At 59.2% G+C, this 15,712-nt stretch carries 15 protein-coding genes and 1 other annotated feature; of the genes, 13 read left to right on the top strand and 2 right to left on the bottom strand.

The genetic code is table 11. The features are described 5' to 3' along the window. The first annotated feature begins 89 nt into the window (after positions 1-89). The 9 genes from rbfA (at position 90) to J3352_RS08580 (ending at position 8,170) form a co-directional block, all read left to right on the top strand. Positions 90-479: a 30S ribosome-binding factor RbfA gene (gene rbfA / locus J3352_RS08620; RefSeq protein ID WP_097772525.1), complete on the top strand. Its 390-nt coding sequence runs from the start codon at positions 90-92 to the stop codon at positions 477-479. Between the two features lie 17 nt (positions 480-496). Beyond that, on the top strand, positions 497-1,486 hold the full coding sequence (locus J3352_RS08615; RefSeq protein WP_097772524.1) for a bifunctional oligoribonuclease/PAP phosphatase NrnA: 990 nt from the start codon (positions 497-499) through the stop codon (positions 1,484-1,486). Next, the gene (truB, locus tag J3352_RS08610) at positions 1,486-2,370 is read left to right on the top strand and encodes a tRNA pseudouridine(55) synthase TruB (RefSeq protein WP_097772523.1); all 885 of its coding nucleotides are present in this window, start codon (positions 1,486-1,488) and stop codon (positions 2,368-2,370) included. The genes J3352_RS08615 and truB overlap by 1 nt, the downstream gene beginning before the upstream one ends. 6 nt (positions 2,371-2,376) lie before the next feature. After that, positions 2,377-3,297: a riboflavin biosynthesis protein RibF gene (gene ribF, locus J3352_RS08605; protein ID WP_097772522.1), complete on the top strand. Its 921-nt coding sequence runs from the start codon at positions 2,377-2,379 to the stop codon at positions 3,295-3,297. A gap of 147 nt (positions 3,298-3,444) precedes the next feature. Next, a complete protein-coding gene (gene rpsO / locus J3352_RS08600; RefSeq protein WP_005933138.1) occupies positions 3,445-3,699 on the top strand; it encodes a 30S ribosomal protein S15 in 255 nt (84 codons plus the stop codon). Positions 3,700-3,907: 208 nt separating this feature from the next. After that, complete coding sequence (locus J3352_RS08595; protein WP_005933140.1) at positions 3,908-6,052, top strand: polyribonucleotide nucleotidyltransferase; 2,145 nt, start codon at positions 3,908-3,910, stop codon at positions 6,050-6,052. A 153-nt stretch (positions 6,053-6,205) separates the two neighbouring features. Then, positions 6,206-6,586, top strand: a complete 381-nt coding sequence (locus tag J3352_RS08590) for a GntR family transcriptional regulator (protein ID WP_005933142.1) — start codon at positions 6,206-6,208, stop codon at positions 6,584-6,586. Then, entirely contained in the window at positions 6,579-7,307 is a 729-nt protein-coding gene (locus J3352_RS08585; protein WP_097772521.1) for an ABC transporter ATP-binding protein, read from the top strand. The genes J3352_RS08590 and J3352_RS08585 overlap by 8 nt, the downstream gene beginning before the upstream one ends. After that, positions 7,301-8,170, top strand: coding sequence for a hypothetical protein (locus J3352_RS08580; RefSeq protein ID WP_005933145.1), 870 nt, complete (start codon positions 7,301-7,303; stop codon positions 8,168-8,170). The genes J3352_RS08585 and J3352_RS08580 overlap by 7 nt, the downstream gene beginning before the upstream one ends. Positions 8,171-8,227: 57 nt before the next feature. Here the strand turns inward: J3352_RS08580 and asnB are convergent, their stop codons facing one another. Both asnB and J3352_RS08570 read right to left on the bottom strand, forming a co-directional pair. Beyond that, a complete protein-coding gene (asnB, locus tag J3352_RS08575; RefSeq protein WP_370569098.1) occupies positions 8,228-9,814 on the bottom strand; it encodes an asparagine synthase B in 1,587 nt (528 codons plus the stop codon). A 129-nt stretch (positions 9,815-9,943) separates the two neighbouring features. Continuing rightward, positions 9,944-10,206, bottom strand: a binding site (T-box leader). A 13-nt stretch (positions 10,207-10,219) separates the two neighbouring features. Continuing rightward, positions 10,220-10,696: a Fur family transcriptional regulator gene (locus J3352_RS08570; protein ID WP_005933149.1), complete on the bottom strand. Its 477-nt coding sequence runs from the start codon at positions 10,694-10,696 to the stop codon at positions 10,220-10,222. Between the two features lie 293 nt (positions 10,697-10,989). Here J3352_RS08570 and J3352_RS08565 point away from each other — a divergent pair, with 293 nt between their 5' ends. The 4 genes from J3352_RS08565 (at position 10,990) to J3352_RS08550 (ending at position 15,500) form a co-directional block, all read left to right on the top strand. After that, positions 10,990-11,649 carry a GntR family transcriptional regulator gene (locus tag J3352_RS08565; RefSeq protein ID WP_005933151.1) on the top strand — a complete coding sequence of 220 codons (660 nt, stop codon included), beginning with the start codon at positions 10,990-10,992 and terminating at the stop codon, positions 11,647-11,649. A gap of 292 nt (positions 11,650-11,941) precedes the next feature. After that, the gene (fucO, locus tag J3352_RS08560; protein WP_035394173.1) at positions 11,942-13,090 is read left to right on the top strand and encodes a lactaldehyde reductase; all 1,149 of its coding nucleotides are present in this window, start codon (positions 11,942-11,944) and stop codon (positions 13,088-13,090) included. Positions 13,091-13,160: 70 nt separating this feature from the next. Next, entirely contained in the window at positions 13,161-14,459 is a 1,299-nt protein-coding gene (locus J3352_RS08555; RefSeq protein ID WP_035394176.1) for a putative ABC transporter permease, read from the top strand. A gap of 75 nt (positions 14,460-14,534) precedes the next feature. Continuing rightward, positions 14,535-15,500 carry a calcium/sodium antiporter gene (locus tag J3352_RS08550; RefSeq protein ID WP_156065968.1) on the top strand — a complete coding sequence of 322 codons (966 nt, stop codon included), beginning with the start codon at positions 14,535-14,537 and terminating at the stop codon, positions 15,498-15,500. Positions 15,501-15,712 lie beyond the last annotated feature (212 nt).

Genomic DNA, 15,712 nt, shown 5'->3' with positions numbered 1-15,712 from the left:
GAAGCCTCATCTTTATGCCAAAGGCACCCCCATTAGGGGAGCTGTCGAGCGCAAGCGAGACTGAGGGGTTTTGTTTTAGAGGAGAAGCTATGTCTCAGAAAAATATGGGTCGTCTTGCCCAGGATATGAAGCGTGAGGTCATTGCCATCATCGGACGGCTGAAGGACCCCCGCCTGGAGGGCGGTCTGCTGACCGTCACCCGTCTGGATGTGACACCTGACCTGGATGTTGCAAAGGTCTATGTGAGCGTGATGGGCCGCGAGGACGGCCCCAAGCCCGCCATCGAGGCACTGAACCGTGCCGCAGGCCATGTGCGCACCGAGGTCAGCAAGAAGATGCACATCCGGAAAGCTCCGCGCTTCATCTTTGTGGAGGACGACGGTGCCGCCTACGCAGCCCACATCAATGAGCTGCTCCGCACGCTGAACGTGAACGGTGACGCTGAGGAAACCAGCCAGCCGGAAGAGACCGAGGAATAATCAGCCTTGCGGAAAGGATGGAACATGGGATGACAGAACAGCTGAATGTACAGCAGATGGCAGAAAAGCTGCTTGCTGCGGATAACATCTTGATTCTGTGCCACAAAAACCCGGATGGTGATACGGTCGGCTGCGGCAGCGCGCTCTACTATGCGCTGCTTGCACTGGAAAAACACGCAGCCGTGCTCTGCGCCGACCCCATCCCCGGCCGGTACGCATTTACCAACCCCCGCCTGTTCAAGGGCGAATTTGAGCCGCAGATCGTGGTGGCTGTGGATGTTGCCAGCGTCCAGCTGTTTGGCGAGGGCAACGGCGTTCCCCAGTACACGCGCCATGTGGACCTGTGCATCGACCACCATGCAGGCAACAGCGGCTACGCCGAGTTCACGCTGCTGGACGGAAGCGCCGCCGCTGCGGCAGAGCTGCTGTATGAGGTGATCTGTGCCATGCATGTGGAGATCACCCCCCACATTGCCGATTGCCTGTATACCGGCCTGTCCACGGATACCGGCTGCTTCAAGTTCTCTTCCACCAAGGCCAGCACCCACATCACTGCTGCCAAGCTGATGGAGGCCGGTGCCCATGTGGAGGAGCTGAACACCCTGCTGTTTGACACCAAGTCCCGGGAGCGGATGGAAGCCGAGCGGATCGCCCGCAACCATCTGGAATATCATCTGGATGGCCGCTGCGCCCTCATCTACCTGACCCGGGATGAGATCGAGCAGAGCAGGGTAGACCCTGCGGATCTGGAAGAGCTGACCAGCCTGCCCATCAGCATTGAGGGCGTGAAGGTCGGCCTGACCCTGCGCCAGCAGCCCGGCGGCAGCTATCGCATCAGCGTGCGCACCGCCAAGGGCGTGGATGCCTGTGCCATTGCCCGCCGTCTGGGCGGCGGCGGCCACACCCGTGCGGCGGGCTGTGAGCTGCTGGGCAACCTTGACAACGCCAAGAGCGCGATCCTCTCTGAGGTGGAAGCTGTTCTTGATGCACCGCAGGAGGAAGCATGATGCAGGGGATCCTCATTGTTGATAAGCCCACCGATTGGACCAGCTTTGATGTCATTGCCAAGCTGCGGGGCATTCTGGGCACCCGGAAACTGGGCCACAGCGGTACGCTGGACCCCATGGCGACCGGTGTTCTGCCGGTGTTCTGCGGCGGGGCCAGCAAGGCAGTTGATCTGCAGCTGGACCACACCAAGGCCTACCGCGCTGTCCTCAGGCTGGGCCAGCGCACCGATACCGGGGATGTGACCGGCACTGTGCTGGAGAACGCCCCGGTAACGGCAGGGGAGCAGGAGCTGCTGGCCGTTCTGCCGCAGTTCCTCGGCCCCCGGATGCAGACCCCGCCCATGTACTCGGCGGTCAAGATCAACGGTCAGCCGCTCTATAAGCTGGCCCGGGAGGGCAAAACTGTGGAGCGCAAGGCCCGGCCGATCGAGATCCTGGACATCCGGTACGAGGGCAGCCCTGCGGAAAACGAGTATGCCCTGACCGTAAAGTGCTCCAAGGGCACCTATATCCGGGTGCTGCTGGAGGAGATTGCCGAAGCCATGGGCCAGAAGGGCACCATGAGTGCCCTGCGCCGCGTGGCCGCCGGGGTGTATTCAGAAGCCGATGCCCACACGCTGGAAGAGATCCAGGCGGCAAAGGACGCGGGGCCGGAGGCCCTGCAGGCTCTGATGCTGCCGGTGGAAAGCGTGTTCGCCAGCCTGCCGCTGCTGGTGGCGGACGAGCGGGTGGAGCAGCACCTCTACAACGGGTGCCCCACCAGCCGCTATCCCGCTGCCGACGGCCGCTACCGCGTGCGGAACGCCGGAGGGCAGTTTCTGGGTCTTGCCAATGTGGTGAACGGTGTGCTCAAGGTGGAAAAGCTGTTCGTGGAAAGGAACTGACGACCAATGCAAATCGTTTCATCTCTGTCGCCGCTGGCGCTGGAACATGAGGGCGGCACTGCTGTTGCCATGGGCTACTTCGACGGTATCCACATCGGCCACCGTGCCGTCATTGAGGGAGCAGTGGAGTGGGCAAAGGCCCACGGCGCTGCCCCGGCGGTGTTCACCTTCAAGCTGCCCGCTGACAGCAAAATGAAGGGCCGCCGTCTGCTCTCCACCGAGGATAAGCATGCCCTTATCGCAAGCCTGGGTGTGGAGTATTACCTCTGCCCCGAGTTTGAGGAGATCCGCGCCATGACCCCGGAGCAGTTCGTGTACGGCATCGTGCAGGACTGCCACGCCAGGGCGTTGTTCTGCGGCGAAAACTTTACCTTTGGTGCCAAGGCCGCCGGGACCCCCGAGCTGCTGAAGGAGCTCTGCGCCCCGCTGGGGGTGGAGGTCGTGGTGGTGCCTATGGCACAGTTTGAGGAAAAGCCGGTGTCCTCCACCCGCATCCGCACGGCACTGGAGGGCGGCGATGTGCCTGCCGCCAACGCCATGCTGGGGATGCCCTATGCCATCCGCTTCGCGGTGCAGCACGGGGCGGGTCTGGGCCACACGCTGGGCGTGCCCACCATCAACCAGATCTACCCGGCGGGCTTCCAGATGCCCCGCTATGGCATCTACATCACCCGCACCCGGATCGGTGATACCTGGTATCCCTCGGCCACCGGCCTGGGGACCCGGCCCACTGTCAATTCGGACGAGACCAAGGTGACCTGTGAGACCTTTATCCCGGATTTTTCCGGCGACCTCTACGGCACCGACCCGGTGGTGGAGTTCTACGCCTACCTGAGTCCCAGCAAAAAGTTTGATACCCTGGACGAGCTGAAGGCCTGCATCGACCATGCAGCCCGGCGCGCCAAGGCCTATTTTGCAAAAGCATAGTAAAATTTTTCTTGCTTTTTGTACGGATTTCTGTTATACTAGCCATGTTACCGCGGCACGGGGCTGGGAGTATGCCCATTCGGGAGTACCGTTTTCCCGCATTCTGTGCCGACGGCAAATAAAATTTTATAAAGAGGTACTGTTACTATGAACAAGCAGGAAGTTATGGCCAAAGTCGCTCTGACCGAGAAGGACACTGGCTCCCCCGAGGTTCAGGTCGCTCTGCTGACCGCTCACATCAACGAGCTGAACGAGCACCTGAAGAAGAACCCTAACGATCACCACAGCCGCCGTGGTCTGATGAAGATGGTTGGCCGCCGCCGCAATCTGCTGGCCTACCTCCAGAAGAAGGACATCGAGCGTTACCGTGCTCTGATCGCAACCCTGGGTCTGCGTAAGTAATAGAAAACAGAGGGCAGGTACCGCATTGTGGTGCCTGCCCTTTGCTCTTTTTTGAGGAACAACAGGCCGCTGCTGCGCGTTGCAGCAGTAAATCGAGCGCCTGTGCTGTAAAAGGCACGGGCGTTGGCTTTATTGCTATGATGCGCTGGCCGCTGCCTTTTGGAAGATAAGAAGATAAACCGCAAAAGGACAAAGGAGGCAAAACCAAATGGCAATTGAATTTGGTTCCCGCAAAGAGACCTTTGAAAACTTCAAGGTCTACGAGACCACGCTGGCTGGCCGTCCGTTCAAGGTCGAGATGGGCAAGATGTGCGGCCTGTCCAACGCAAGCGCCCTGATCCGCTACGGCGAGACCTGCGTGCTGTGCAACGTTGTGATGAGCCCCAAGCCCCGCGAAGGTGTGGATTTCTTCCCCCTGAACGTGGAGTATGAGGAAAAGCTCTACGCCGCAGGCCGCATCCCCGGCAGCTTTATGCGCCGTGAAGGCCGCCCCGGTGAGCGCGCCATCCTGACCAGCCGCGTGGTGGACCGCCCCATGCGCCCGCTGTTCCCCAAGGAGATGCGCAATGATGTCTGCATCACCATGACCGTGATGAGCCTGGACCCCGATTGCAGCCCTGAAATCGCTGGCATGATCGGTGCGTCTCTGGTCACCGCTGTGTCTGAAATCCCCTGGAACGGCCCCATCGGCGGTGTTCAGGTGGGCCTGGTGGACGGCGAGATCGTCCTGAACCCCACCCAGGAGCAGCGCAAGGTGAGCGACCTGGCCCTGACCGTTGCCGCCACCATGGACAAGATCGTGATGATCGAGGCCGGTGCCAACGAGGTGGACGAGGACACCATGCTCAATGCCATCAAGGCCGCCCACGTTGAGATCAAGAAGATCATCACCTTTATCAACGGCATCGTTGCTGAGCGCGGCAAGCCGAAGATCGACTTCCAGGTGGTGGGTCTGGATATGGACGTGTTCCACGCCATCCAGAACAAGTATCTGGACGACTTCAAGGCCGCCATGGATACCGATGACAAGAATGTGCGGGATGCAGCTCTGCTGCCCATCATGGACAAGATTGCTGAGGAGTACCCCGACCTGTCTGATGCAGATCTCGACCTTGTCAGCTACAAGATGCAGAAGTACGTTGTCCGCCGCTGGCTGCTGGATGAGGGCAAGCGCGTGGATGGCCGCGGCATCAACGAGATCCGCCCGCTGGCTGCCGAAGTGGGCATCCTGCCCCGGGTCCACGGCTCCGGTATGTTCACCCGCGGCCAGACCCAGGTGCTGACCACCTGCACCCTGGGCGGCACCAAGGACAACCAGCTGATGGACGATCTGACCGACGAGCAGACCAAGCGCTACATCCATCACTATAACTTCCCGCCGTATTCTGTCGGCGAAGCCCGCGCACCCCGCAGCCCCGGCCGCCGCGAGATCGGCCACGGCGCACTGGCAGAGCGCGCTCTGGTTCCCGTGCTGCCCTCTCTGGAGGAATTCCCCTACACCATCCGCTGTGTCTCTGAGGTTCTGAGCTCCAACGGCTCCACCTCTCAGGCTTCCATCTGCGGTTCCACGCTGGCTCTGATGGATGCCGGTGTGCCCATCAAGGCACCTGTTGCCGGCATCTCCTGCGGCCTGATTACCGAGGGCGACCGCTGGATGACCATGCTGGACATTCAGGGCGTGGAGGACTTCCACGGCGATATGGACTTCAAGGTGGGCGGCACCCGCAAGGGCATCACTGCCATCCAGATGGACATCAAGATCGACGGCCTGACTTACGATATCATTGCCGAGGCCTTTGAGAAGTGCCGCAAGGGCCGCCTGTACATCCTGGACGAGATCATCAAGCCCGTGATCGCACAGCCCCGTGAGGAGCTGAGCCGCTGGGCTCCCAAGATGTTCAGCATGATGATCCCCACCGACAAGATCAAGGACGTGATCGGTAAGGGCGGCAAGGTCATCCAGGACATCTGTGCCACCTGCAACTGCAAGATCGATGTGCAGGAGGACGGCCATGTGTTCGTCTCCGCCGTGGATCAGGAGGACGCAAAGCGCGCCATCTTCACCATCAAGACCATTGTGGAGGATCCCGAGATCGGTGCCATCTACAAGGGCAAGGTCACCCGCCTGATGAACTTTGGTGCCTTTGTGGAGATCGCACCGGGCAAGGAAGGTCTGGTGCACATCTCCAAGCTGGACACCAAGCGTGTGGAGCGCGTGGAGGATGTGGTCGCCGTGGGCGATGCCATCGTGGTCAAGGTCACGGACATCGACCAGCAGGGCCGCATCAACCTGAGCCGCCGCGATGCCATTCTGGCGCTGGAAGCCAAGCGCGCCGCGCAGGAGCAGCAGTAATCCATAAATCAGAGGGACCCCACAGCCGGTTGGCTGCGGGGTCCCTTTTTGCTGTCCGAAAAAATTTTTGGGTTTCCTCTTGACAGAAATGCAAAAATATGTATTATTGTATTAGCTACTTAATACAGCAACACATAAGGAGGGCAAAGCAGAATGAGTGAACAGTTTGATGCCAGCCGCCCGATCTATGCCCAGCTGGTGGAACGGCTCAAAGCCAGAATTCTGGCGGGCACCTACCCGCCGGGGGGCCATCTGGATTCGGTGCGGGATCTGGCCGCAGCTGCCGGGGTCAACCCCAACACGATGCAGAGGGCTCTGGCCCAGCTGGAAAGTGAGGGCCTTGTGCGCACCGAGCGCACAAGCGGACGCTACGTCACGGAGGATACGAATTTGATCGAACAACTGCGGGCTGCCGCCGCCCATGACATCGCGGCAGATTTTCTGGAGAAGATGCGCAGCATCGGCTACACGCCGGAAAAGGCGGCAGCCCTGTTGGAGCACTGGGATACAGAGGAGGTAGAACCCCATGAGTAAGGTGCTGACCTGTGAAAAATTGACAAAAGTATACGGAAAGGAAAAGACCGCGCTGGACGGCATCGATCTGGAGCTGGATTTTGGCCGCATCGTAGGGCTGCTGGGCCCCAACGGCAGCGGCAAGACCACCCTGCTCAAGCTGGCCAATGGTCTGCTGCAGCCCACGGAAGGCCGCATCCGGATCGCGGGCATGGCCCCCGGCCCGGAGACCAAGGAGCTGGTCTCCTACCTGCCGGACGCCGACTGGCTGCCCGACTGGATGCGGGTGGAGGAGCTGGTGGAGATGTTCCGGGATTTTTACGGCACGCCCAGTCAGGCCAAGGCTTACATCGGCTTTGACGCCGACAAGGCCAATGAGATGCTGGCCCGGCTGAACATCGCCCCCAATGCCCGGCTCAAGACCCTTTCCAAGGGCAACAAGGAGAAGGTTCAGCTGGTGCTGGCCATGAGCCGCCACGCCCGTCTCTACCTGCTGGATGAGCCCATCGGCGGCGTGGACCCTGCGGCCCGGGACTACATCCTGAACACCATCATTTCCAACTACAGCAAGGACGCGACCGTTGTCATTTCTACCCACCTCATCGAGGACATTGAGCCGGTGCTGGACGAGGCCGTGTTCCTGAAGGACGGCCGAATCTTTGCTCACCGCGCTGTGGATGATATCCGCGAGACCGAGGGCAAGAGCGTCGATGCATATTTCCGGGAGGTATTCAAATGCTGAGGCAATTGTTGAAATATGAGTTCAAGGCCACCAAAAGCCTGTACTTCGGGCTGTATCTGGCGCTGGCGCTGTTGAGCGTGGTGCTGGGCGTGACCTTCCGGCAGGAACACGCGCTGGCTCACAGCACAAGCTTCCAGAATCTCGAAGTGATTCTGATGATCGTGTATGTCTCGGTCATCCTTGCCATCGCGGTGCTCTGCTTCGTGAACACCATCCAGCGCTTTTATCAGAACCTGCTGGGCCGGGAAGGCTACCTGATGCACACGCTGCCGGTCAATGAGAACCAGCTCATCCTCTCCAAGCTCCTCACCAGCATGGTCTGGGTGCTGTGCAGCGGCCTTGTGGGCATCGTCTGCATCACGGTGATGGTCAGCATCGGTGTGATTGACTCGGAGACCTTCGGCATGGTGGACTGGAACAGCTGGAAGCAGCTGTGGGGGATGCTGTATGGAGAACTGGGCGCGAAGTTCTGGCTGGTGACGTTCTGGACCATCCTCATCAATCTGGCCCGGCTGGCAAGCCTCATCCTCTGCGTTTACGCTGCCTGTATGATCGCCCATCAATTCCCCAAGCATGTGATGGTGGCCGGGATCCTCGCGTTTATCGGCCTGAACATCGTGGAGACCCAGCTCGATAAGCTGCTGGGCACGAATGATGTGAGTATGATCGTGGATGTCACGTACCGGGTCGTGGGTGTGAACGTGACCGGTGTGAGCTATGGAGCGACCCCGATGCGCTGGCTGACGGCGGCACTTGGAACAGACGTTGGCTATCTGTTCTGCTTTGCCGTGACTGCAGCCATTGCGGCGGCATACTTCTTCCTGACCCGGTGGCTGATGAAAAATAAACTGAATCTGGAGTAAACAAAAAGGCGGTGTGCCCGGAGCGGACACACCGTCTTTTGCTGTCTGGAAAAAGGATTACACGCCGGAAGCGCCGTAGTTTGCCAGCACACGGGCAGAAGGATCGTTGACGTTGCAGCCGGGCCATGCCTTGTTCGGCATCCAGAAGCCCACGATGGTGCGGCTCTGGTCGTGGTAGTATTTCTCGAAGATCTCGCGGTAGAACAGGCTCTCCTTGGTAAAGGGCATACAGTGGGCCGAGTAGTTTGCCCGGCGGAGCTGGAACTCCTCATCGGTGTACAGGCTCTCGGCATACTCCTTGATGTCGTCCACCATGCTGTGGCCCACGGCATCGGAGAAGGCGGCCTTTTCGCGCCAGAGGATCTCCGGGGGCAGCCAGTCGCCCTCAAAGGCCTTGCGCAGCAGGTACTTGCCCTTGCCGTAGCTGTTCAGCTTCTTTTCGGGGTCAATGGCCATGACGTAGCGCACAAAATCCAGATCGCCAAAGGGCACGCGGGCCTCGATGCTGTTGGCGGAGATGCAGCGGTCGGCCCGGAGGACATCGTACATGTACAGCTCCCGGATGCGCTTCTGGCTCTCCTGCTGGAAGGCATCGGCGGTGGGGGCGTAGTCGGTGTACTTGTAGCCGAACAGCTCATCGGAGATCTCGCCGGTCAGCAGCACGCGCACATCGGTCTGCTCGTGGATGGCCTTGCAGAGCAGGTACATGCCCATGCTGGCGCGGATGGTGGTGATATCCCAGGTGCCCAGCAGTCGGATGACCTCCTCCAGGCTCTGGATGACCATGTCCCGGTTGATGATGATCTCATGGTGTTCGCTGCCCAGATAATCGGCGGTCTGGCGGGCATATTTCAGGTCGATGGCATCGGTGTCCATGCCGATGGCAAAGGTGCGGATGGGCTTGCCCAGCTTCTTGGCTGCAATGGAGCAGACCAGCGAAGAATCCAGACCGCCCGAGAGCAGGAAGCCCACAGGGGCATCGGCATCCAGACGCTTTTCCACGCCTGCGATCAGCTTTTCGCGGATGTTCCGCAGGGTGGTCTCCATGTCATCCTCCATGGGGGCGGGCATGTCGGCAATGTCCTCATAGCGGACAAAGCGGCCATCGCAGTAGTAGCTGCCGATGGGGAAGGGGCGGATGTCGTCGCACCAGCCGATCAGGTTCTGCATCTCGGAGGCAAAGGCGATCTGGTGGCTGGACTTGGAATAGCCGTAGAACAGCGGACGGATGCCGATGGGGTCGCGGGCTGCAATCAGCCGGTCCTTGCGGGAATCATACAGAATAAGCGCGAACTCGGAGTCCATGTGGCGGAACATATCCAGACCGTACTCGTAATACAGCGGCAGCAGGATCTCGCAGTCGCAGTCGGAGGCAAACTTGTAGCCCCGGCGCTTCAGGATCTCCTTCTCAAAGCGGAAGCCGTAGAGCTCACCGTTGCAGACCACGCAGTCGGCACCGCGGTAGAAGGGCTGCATCCCCTCCGGGGTCAGGCCCATGATGGCAAGGCGGCCAAAGCCCATCAGACCAAAAGGCCCTTCCACCACACGCTGGTCGTCCGGCCCACGCATCACGGTGCGCAGCAGATACTCCTTGAATTTGGCGGCACTCAGGTCGTGCCCCGTGTAACCCATAACACAACACATATTTCTTACCCCTCTCTCTAAACCTCTCCGTCAATGCTTCACATTGCCACCTCTCCTGATAGGAGAGGCAAGTTTCCCGGTGACTGAGAGGTTTTTGCAAATAAAAAAATACGGCAGCCTTCCTCCCATTGCTAGGACGAATGCTGCCGTATCCGTGGTGCCACCTAAATTACCGGTGCGCGAACACACCAGTCACTTTTGTGTACTCTCCCCGTTGAAAGCACTGCCGCGATAACGAGCGGCTGCCGTCGGCCCCTACTAACTGCCCGAAGCAGGTTCAGGGGGAAGCTCACGGGGGTTCGTTCGGGGCTCATTCTCTGTGCGGCTTCCATCAGCCCGCACTCGCTGCAAAAGAACCTTGAGCACTTACTTTTCCCGATCAACGCTTTTCCTGCCTGCATTGTATCACGGCTCTTTGTCCGTGTCAACACAGTGTTCGCATTTTTGTGCGGTCTGCCCCGGATGGGGGCTGTTTTGTGCGCAGCTGCGGCACAATCCGTACAAAACGCTGCCCTCGCACTGCAGGGTGAAGCCGTGCTCCGCCATCAGATGGGCACGCACCTCATCCATAAAGTGGCAGTCCAGGTGATAAATGCGCCCGCACTGCACGCACTTCAGGTGCAGGTGCTCGCGGCAGTGGCGGCCTTCGTCCACATACTGGAACACGGCCTTTTCGCCCTTATCGGCCACATATTTCATAATGCGCTGCTCGCCTGCCAGCTTGTCCAGATACCGGTACACCGTGGTGGGATTGGGGCTGGCCCCCTCTGCCTCCAGATGTTCCAGAATGTTGGATGCACTGACCGCGTGCTGGCGGTTGTTGATGAGATAATCCAGGATCAATTGCCGGGTTTTGGTGTTGTACCCCCCGCGACCTGCCATGGTATCAGCCTTCCTTTCTGGGTCAAGTGTACCACAATTTATCCTTCGATGCAAAACAAGAACGAAACACTGGCGACAAGCACAAAAAAACTGTTCAATTTATAGCAAAATAATGCATGATATCTGTTCAAAACGGAAAAGCTCCCAAAGTTTTCAAAAAAGTCTTGTAAACATTGTCCGGATATGTGATAATAATGTTAATGATTACTTGGATTATTTAAGGGATACAAGCTGTCCGGCGGGCGACTGATTGCTGCCTGAATGGTCCTGCTTGCGAACTAGGAGATAGAACAATGAAAGAGATGGATTCCCAGTCAAAGCTCAGCCTGAAGCTGCAGGCTTACCAGTACCTGAAAACGAAGATTTTGAACTGCGAGTACCGCCCCAACGAATTTCTGAACGAGCAGAAGCTCTGTGCCGAGATGGGCAACATCAGCCGCACCCCCATGCGTGACGCGCTGGGCCGCCTGGAGCAGGAGGGGCTGATCACCATCCTGCCCAAAAAGGGGCTGATGGTCTCCGGCATTACCGAAGAGGACGTGCACAGCATGTTCGAGATGCGTCTGCTGGTGGAGCCTTACGCCCTGCGCACCTACGGCAACCTGATCCCCCGGGAGCAGCTGGAGGCCTACACTGAGCTGATGCACCACCCCGAGCGGATCGACGACTTCTGCAAATCCGACGATGATTTCCATGAGCTGCTGATGAGCAGCCTGCCCAACAAATATCTGCGCTCTGGCTATGACCGCATCACCGGCCTGAACACCCGTTTCCGCATTATGACCGGCAAGGTGAGCATGATCAATCAGGATCAGACCTGTGAGGAGCATCTGGAAATTCTGAATGCCGCCCTGAGCGACAACTGGAACACCGCCGCCGATGCGCTGCAGCATCACCTTGAGCTGGCCCGCGATAAGGCCGAGGGAGTCATCAAGGTCATCCGGCTGTGGTAAATGAAACGATAAAAACGCTGTATCACTCCTTCCGGCATCGCTGATGCGATGCCGCCGCCCTCTCAGAGGGAGGCTTTTGCGTTGGCTGCCGCGTTAAGGCTCCCTCCTAGAGGGAGCTGTCGAGCGAATGCGAGACTGAGGGAGTAGTACAGCGTTTTCTTTTGCTGGAAAGTGTAAAAAATTCATAGAAATCACAAGAAAAGTGCATTGAATATTGTTTAACAATGTGGTATCCTTAACAACAGAGAGAGCCCGCTGGCAGGCGGGCAGAATGATTTGGAGGAAAATAATTATGGCTGACCGCATTGTTCTGAACACCATTTCCTACCATGGCCACGGTGCCATTGAGAACATCGTTCCCGAGCTGACCGCCCGCGGCTACAAGAAGGCTTTTGTCTGCTCTGACCCCGACCTGATCAAGTTCGGCGTGACCAAAAAGGTCACTGACCTGCTGGATGCTGCAAACTTCGCCTACGCTGTTTACAGCGAGATCAAGCCCAACCCCACCATCGCCAACGTGCAGGACGGCGTGGCAGCCTTCAAGGCTGCTGAGGCAGACTGCATTGTGACCATCGGCGGCGGCTCCTCCATGGATACCGCAAAGGCCATCGGCATCATCATCAACAACCCCGAGTTCGCGGATGTGCGCTCTCTGGAAGGCGTGGCTCCCACCAAGAAGCACGCTGTGTTCACCATTGCCGTGCCCACCACCGCCGGTACTGCGGCTGAGGTCACCATCAACTACGTCATCACCGATGTGGAGAAGAAGCGCAAGTTCGTCTGCGTGGACACCAACGATATCCCCGAAATCGCTGTGGTCGATCCCGATATGATGTCCTCCATGCCTAAGGGCCTGACCGCCGCTACCGGTATGGACGCTCTGACCCACGCCATCGAGGGCTATATCACCAAGGGCCACTGCACCATCTCCGATATGTTCCATCTGGAAGCCATCAAGCTCATCAGCGAGAACCTGCGCGGTGCCGTGCAGAACACCCCGGAGGGCCGCGAGGGCATGGCTCTGGGCCAGTACATCGCCGGTATGGGCTTCTCCAATGTGGGTCTGGGCATTGTCCACTCCATGGCACACGGCCTGTCCGCTCTGTATGATACCCCCCACGGCGTGGCTTGCGCCATCCTGCTGCCGGTGGGTCTGGAGTACAACAAGACCGTTGCCGGGGAGCGCTACCGCGCGGTCGGCAAGGCCATGGGCGTGAAGGGCATCGACGAGATGAACGATGCTGAGGCTGCCGATGCCACCATCGCCGCCGTCAAGCAGCTGAGTGCGGATGTGGGCATCCCCGCAAACCTGCAGGGCATCCTGAAGGAAGAGGACATCCACTTCCTGGCTGAGTCTGCTTTTGCAGATGCCTGCCGCCCTGGCAACCCCCGCGATACCAGCGTGGAGGAGATCGAGGCACTGTATAAGAGCCAGCTGTAATTCGTAAACTGAACAAAGAGGGTCGGGAATGCCGCTTCCCGGCCCCTTTTTGTTCCGGGAAAGGAGCGCTATGAACCTGAATTTCTATACTCTTTGTGTAATTTATCTGGTATATTCCTTTTTGGGCTGGGTAGGCGAGACCGTTGTTGCAACCGCAAAGGGCCGCCGGTTCACCAATCGCGGCGTGGCCTCCGGCCCCTTCTGCTTTGTGTACGGCACGGCAGGGGTGCTCATCACCATCGGCCTGAACGACCAGCGCACCAGCCTGGCGGCACTGTTCTTCGGCAGCATGATCTATGCCACGGTGGTGGAGTGGTTGACCGCCAAGCTGCTGGAAAGGATCCACCACCGCCGCTGGTGGGACTACTCCGATAAAAAGTTCAATCTGGATGGCTATGTCTGCCTGCAGTACTCCCTGCTGTGGGGTCTGCTGGGCATGGCGGCAGTCCGCTGGGGCAACGACCTGCTGTTCCGGCTCTGCGCCCACCTGCCGCCGCTGCTGTTCCACGCTGTGGTATGGGTCGGCATGGCGCTGGCCGTCCTCGACCAGATCTCTGCCATGGTGGTGGTCAGCCGGTATGCGAACCGCCACCCACGGCTCGAGCAGCTGAATCGGGAGCTGGGCAGGGGCTCGGAGAGGCTGCGGCAGAAAATTACCGCCAGCGTGGAAAAGCGGATCCAGCGGGCGTACCCTGCTGCGGCTCGTCCGGAGCCCACCACCAGTGCCGAAAAGCAGCTCTCCCTTGCCGACCTGCTCTGGCTCTTTGTCATCGGGGCTTTCCTCGGAGATGTGGTGGAGACCATCTTCTGCCGCATCACCGCCGGGGTCTGGATGAGCCGTTCCAGCCTGGTCTGGGGCCCGTTCAGCGTGGTGTGGGGGCTGGCGCTGGTGCTGGCAGCCATCCTGCTGCGGGGCGGCGAACAGAAGAGCGAGAGCCGCATCTTCTGGTTCGGCGTGATCCTGGGCGGTGCGTATGAGTATGTGTGCAGCGCCGTGACAGAGCTGCTGTTTGGCACCGTGTTCTGGGATTACAGCGGCTTCAAGTTCAATCTGGGCGGGCGCATCAACCTGCTGTACTGCTTCTTCTGGGGCATTGCGGCCGTGACCTGGATCCGCTATGGCTACCCACTGGTGGCAAAGGGGATGAAGGCGGTCAAGCGCAGGATCCGCCCCTGGATGACCGCTCTGCTGGCCGTGTTCATGGCCGTGAACCTTGTGACCAGTGCGCTGGCGCTGGCCCGCTACGATGCCCGCACCAGCGGCGCGGCTCCGGCCAATGCAGTGGATGTGCTGCTGGATGAGCATTTTGACAATGCCCGAATGGAGCGCATCTACCCCAACGCCAAAAAGGTGGAGAAGGCTGGATAAAAATGCACGATTTTGCTTGCGTTTTGCAGGGAAAACAGGTATAATACTTTTTGGATTAAAAAGGAGAGATTTTATATGCTGATCCCTGTATTATTGTTTATCGTGGGCCTGCTCTGCCTCATCAAGGGCGGCGACTGGTTCGTGGACGGTGCAACCGGCATCGCCCGCCGCTTCAAGGTGCCGGAGCTGCTCATCGGTGCCACGGTGGTGTCCATCGGCACCACCCTGCCTGAGGTCATGGTCTCCACCACCTCGGCCATGACCGGCCACGGCGAGATCGCCTATGGCAACGCCATTGGCTCGGTCATCTGCAACGCGGCCCTGATCGCGGCCATCACCATTGCGGTCCGCCCGGGCAAGGTGGACCCCAAGAGCCTGCGGGTGCCGGTGCTGTTCTTCTTTGTGGCAGCGGCCCTGTATGCGGGCGTGGCCTACACCACTGGCTACTTCAGCCGCCCCATTGGCATTGTGCTGCTGGCAATGTTCGTGGCCTACATGGTCTGCAATGTGCTGGCGATGAAAAACGCCCCCGCCCCGGAAGACGATGAGGACGAGCCGGAAAAGGAAATGTCCTTTGCCAAGGAGATTGGCCTGCTCATCCTCGGCGCAGCCCTGATCGCTGTGGGCGCAAACCTGCTGGTGGACAACGGCACCCTGATCGCGCAGGCGCTGGGCGTGCCGGAATCCGTCATTGCCCTGACCTTTGTGGCGCTGGGCACCTCTCTGCCTGAGCTGGTCACGGCGATCACCTCGCTGGCAAAGGGCCACGGCTCCCTCTCGTTGGGCAATGTCATCGGTGCCAACGTGTTCAATCTGGTGCTGGTCAGCGGCATGTCCATCACGGTGTCGCCTTTCAGCATCCCGCAGAACTCCACCATCATGGGCATCAATTCCTCTCTGGTCATGGATCTGCCCGTGATGTTCGCGGTCATGATCCTCCTGACCGTGCCCGCTCTGCTCAAGGGCAGGCTCTCCCGCTGGCAGGGTGTGCTGCTGCTCTGCATCTATGCAGCCTTCTGCGCCGTCCAGTTTGCAATGTAAGCCTCTGCGCCGGAGACCCGGCCCGGCTCCACGCCGGAGCGGGCGCTTTGGGGCAGAAAACCGTTTTGAGAAAGGCATCCTCGTTCTGTGAAGTGCGGGGATGCCTTTTTTCTGTCCCCGCAGCAGGGGCTGACCGGAAGAAGCGTTTTCTTAAGAAATCCTTAGAAAAATTTCATGGAAAATGCAGGAAACTGCTGTTATACTAGAACCGA

The sequence above is a fragment of the Faecalibacterium sp. Marseille-Q4164 genome (assembly GCF_017377545.1).
Classification (GTDB): Bacteria; Bacillota; Clostridia; order Oscillospirales; family Ruminococcaceae; genus Faecalibacterium; species Faecalibacterium duncaniae.
This window is presented reverse-complemented; position numbering and strand designations above follow the sequence as displayed.

Excerpts from the sequence above, each read along its gene's own strand:
- rbfA (WP_097772525.1), top strand. The coding sequence starts at position 90 with ATGTCTCAGAAAAATATGGGTCGTCTTGCCCAGGATATGAAGCGTGAG.
- J3352_RS08615 (WP_097772524.1), top strand. The coding sequence starts at position 497 with ATGGAACATGGGATGACAGAACAGCTGAATGTACAGCAGATGGCAGAA.
- truB (WP_097772523.1), top strand. The coding sequence starts at position 1,486 with ATGCAGGGGATCCTCATTGTTGATAAGCCCACCGATTGGACCAGCTTT.
- ribF (WP_097772522.1), top strand. The coding sequence starts at position 2,377 with ATGCAAATCGTTTCATCTCTGTCGCCGCTGGCGCTGGAACATGAGGGC.
- rpsO (WP_005933138.1), top strand. The coding sequence starts at position 3,445 with ATGAACAAGCAGGAAGTTATGGCCAAAGTCGCTCTGACCGAGAAGGAC.
- J3352_RS08595 (WP_005933140.1), top strand. The coding sequence starts at position 3,908 with ATGGCAATTGAATTTGGTTCCCGCAAAGAGACCTTTGAAAACTTCAAG.
- J3352_RS08590 (WP_005933142.1), top strand. The coding sequence starts at position 6,206 with ATGAGTGAACAGTTTGATGCCAGCCGCCCGATCTATGCCCAGCTGGTG.
- J3352_RS08585 (WP_097772521.1), top strand. The coding sequence starts at position 6,579 with ATGAGTAAGGTGCTGACCTGTGAAAAATTGACAAAAGTATACGGAAAG.
- J3352_RS08580 (WP_005933145.1), top strand. The coding sequence starts at position 7,301 with ATGCTGAGGCAATTGTTGAAATATGAGTTCAAGGCCACCAAAAGCCTG.
- asnB (WP_370569098.1), bottom strand. The coding sequence starts at position 9,814 with ATGTGTTGTGTTATGGGTTACACGGGGCACGACCTGAGTGCCGCCAAA.
- J3352_RS08570 (WP_005933149.1), bottom strand. The coding sequence starts at position 10,696 with ATGGCAGGTCGCGGGGGGTACAACACCAAAACCCGGCAATTGATCCTG.
- J3352_RS08565 (WP_005933151.1), top strand. The coding sequence starts at position 10,990 with ATGAAAGAGATGGATTCCCAGTCAAAGCTCAGCCTGAAGCTGCAGGCT.
- fucO (WP_035394173.1), top strand. The coding sequence starts at position 11,942 with ATGGCTGACCGCATTGTTCTGAACACCATTTCCTACCATGGCCACGGT.
- J3352_RS08555 (WP_035394176.1), top strand. The coding sequence starts at position 13,161 with ATGAACCTGAATTTCTATACTCTTTGTGTAATTTATCTGGTATATTCC.
- J3352_RS08550 (WP_156065968.1), top strand. The coding sequence starts at position 14,535 with ATGCTGATCCCTGTATTATTGTTTATCGTGGGCCTGCTCTGCCTCATC.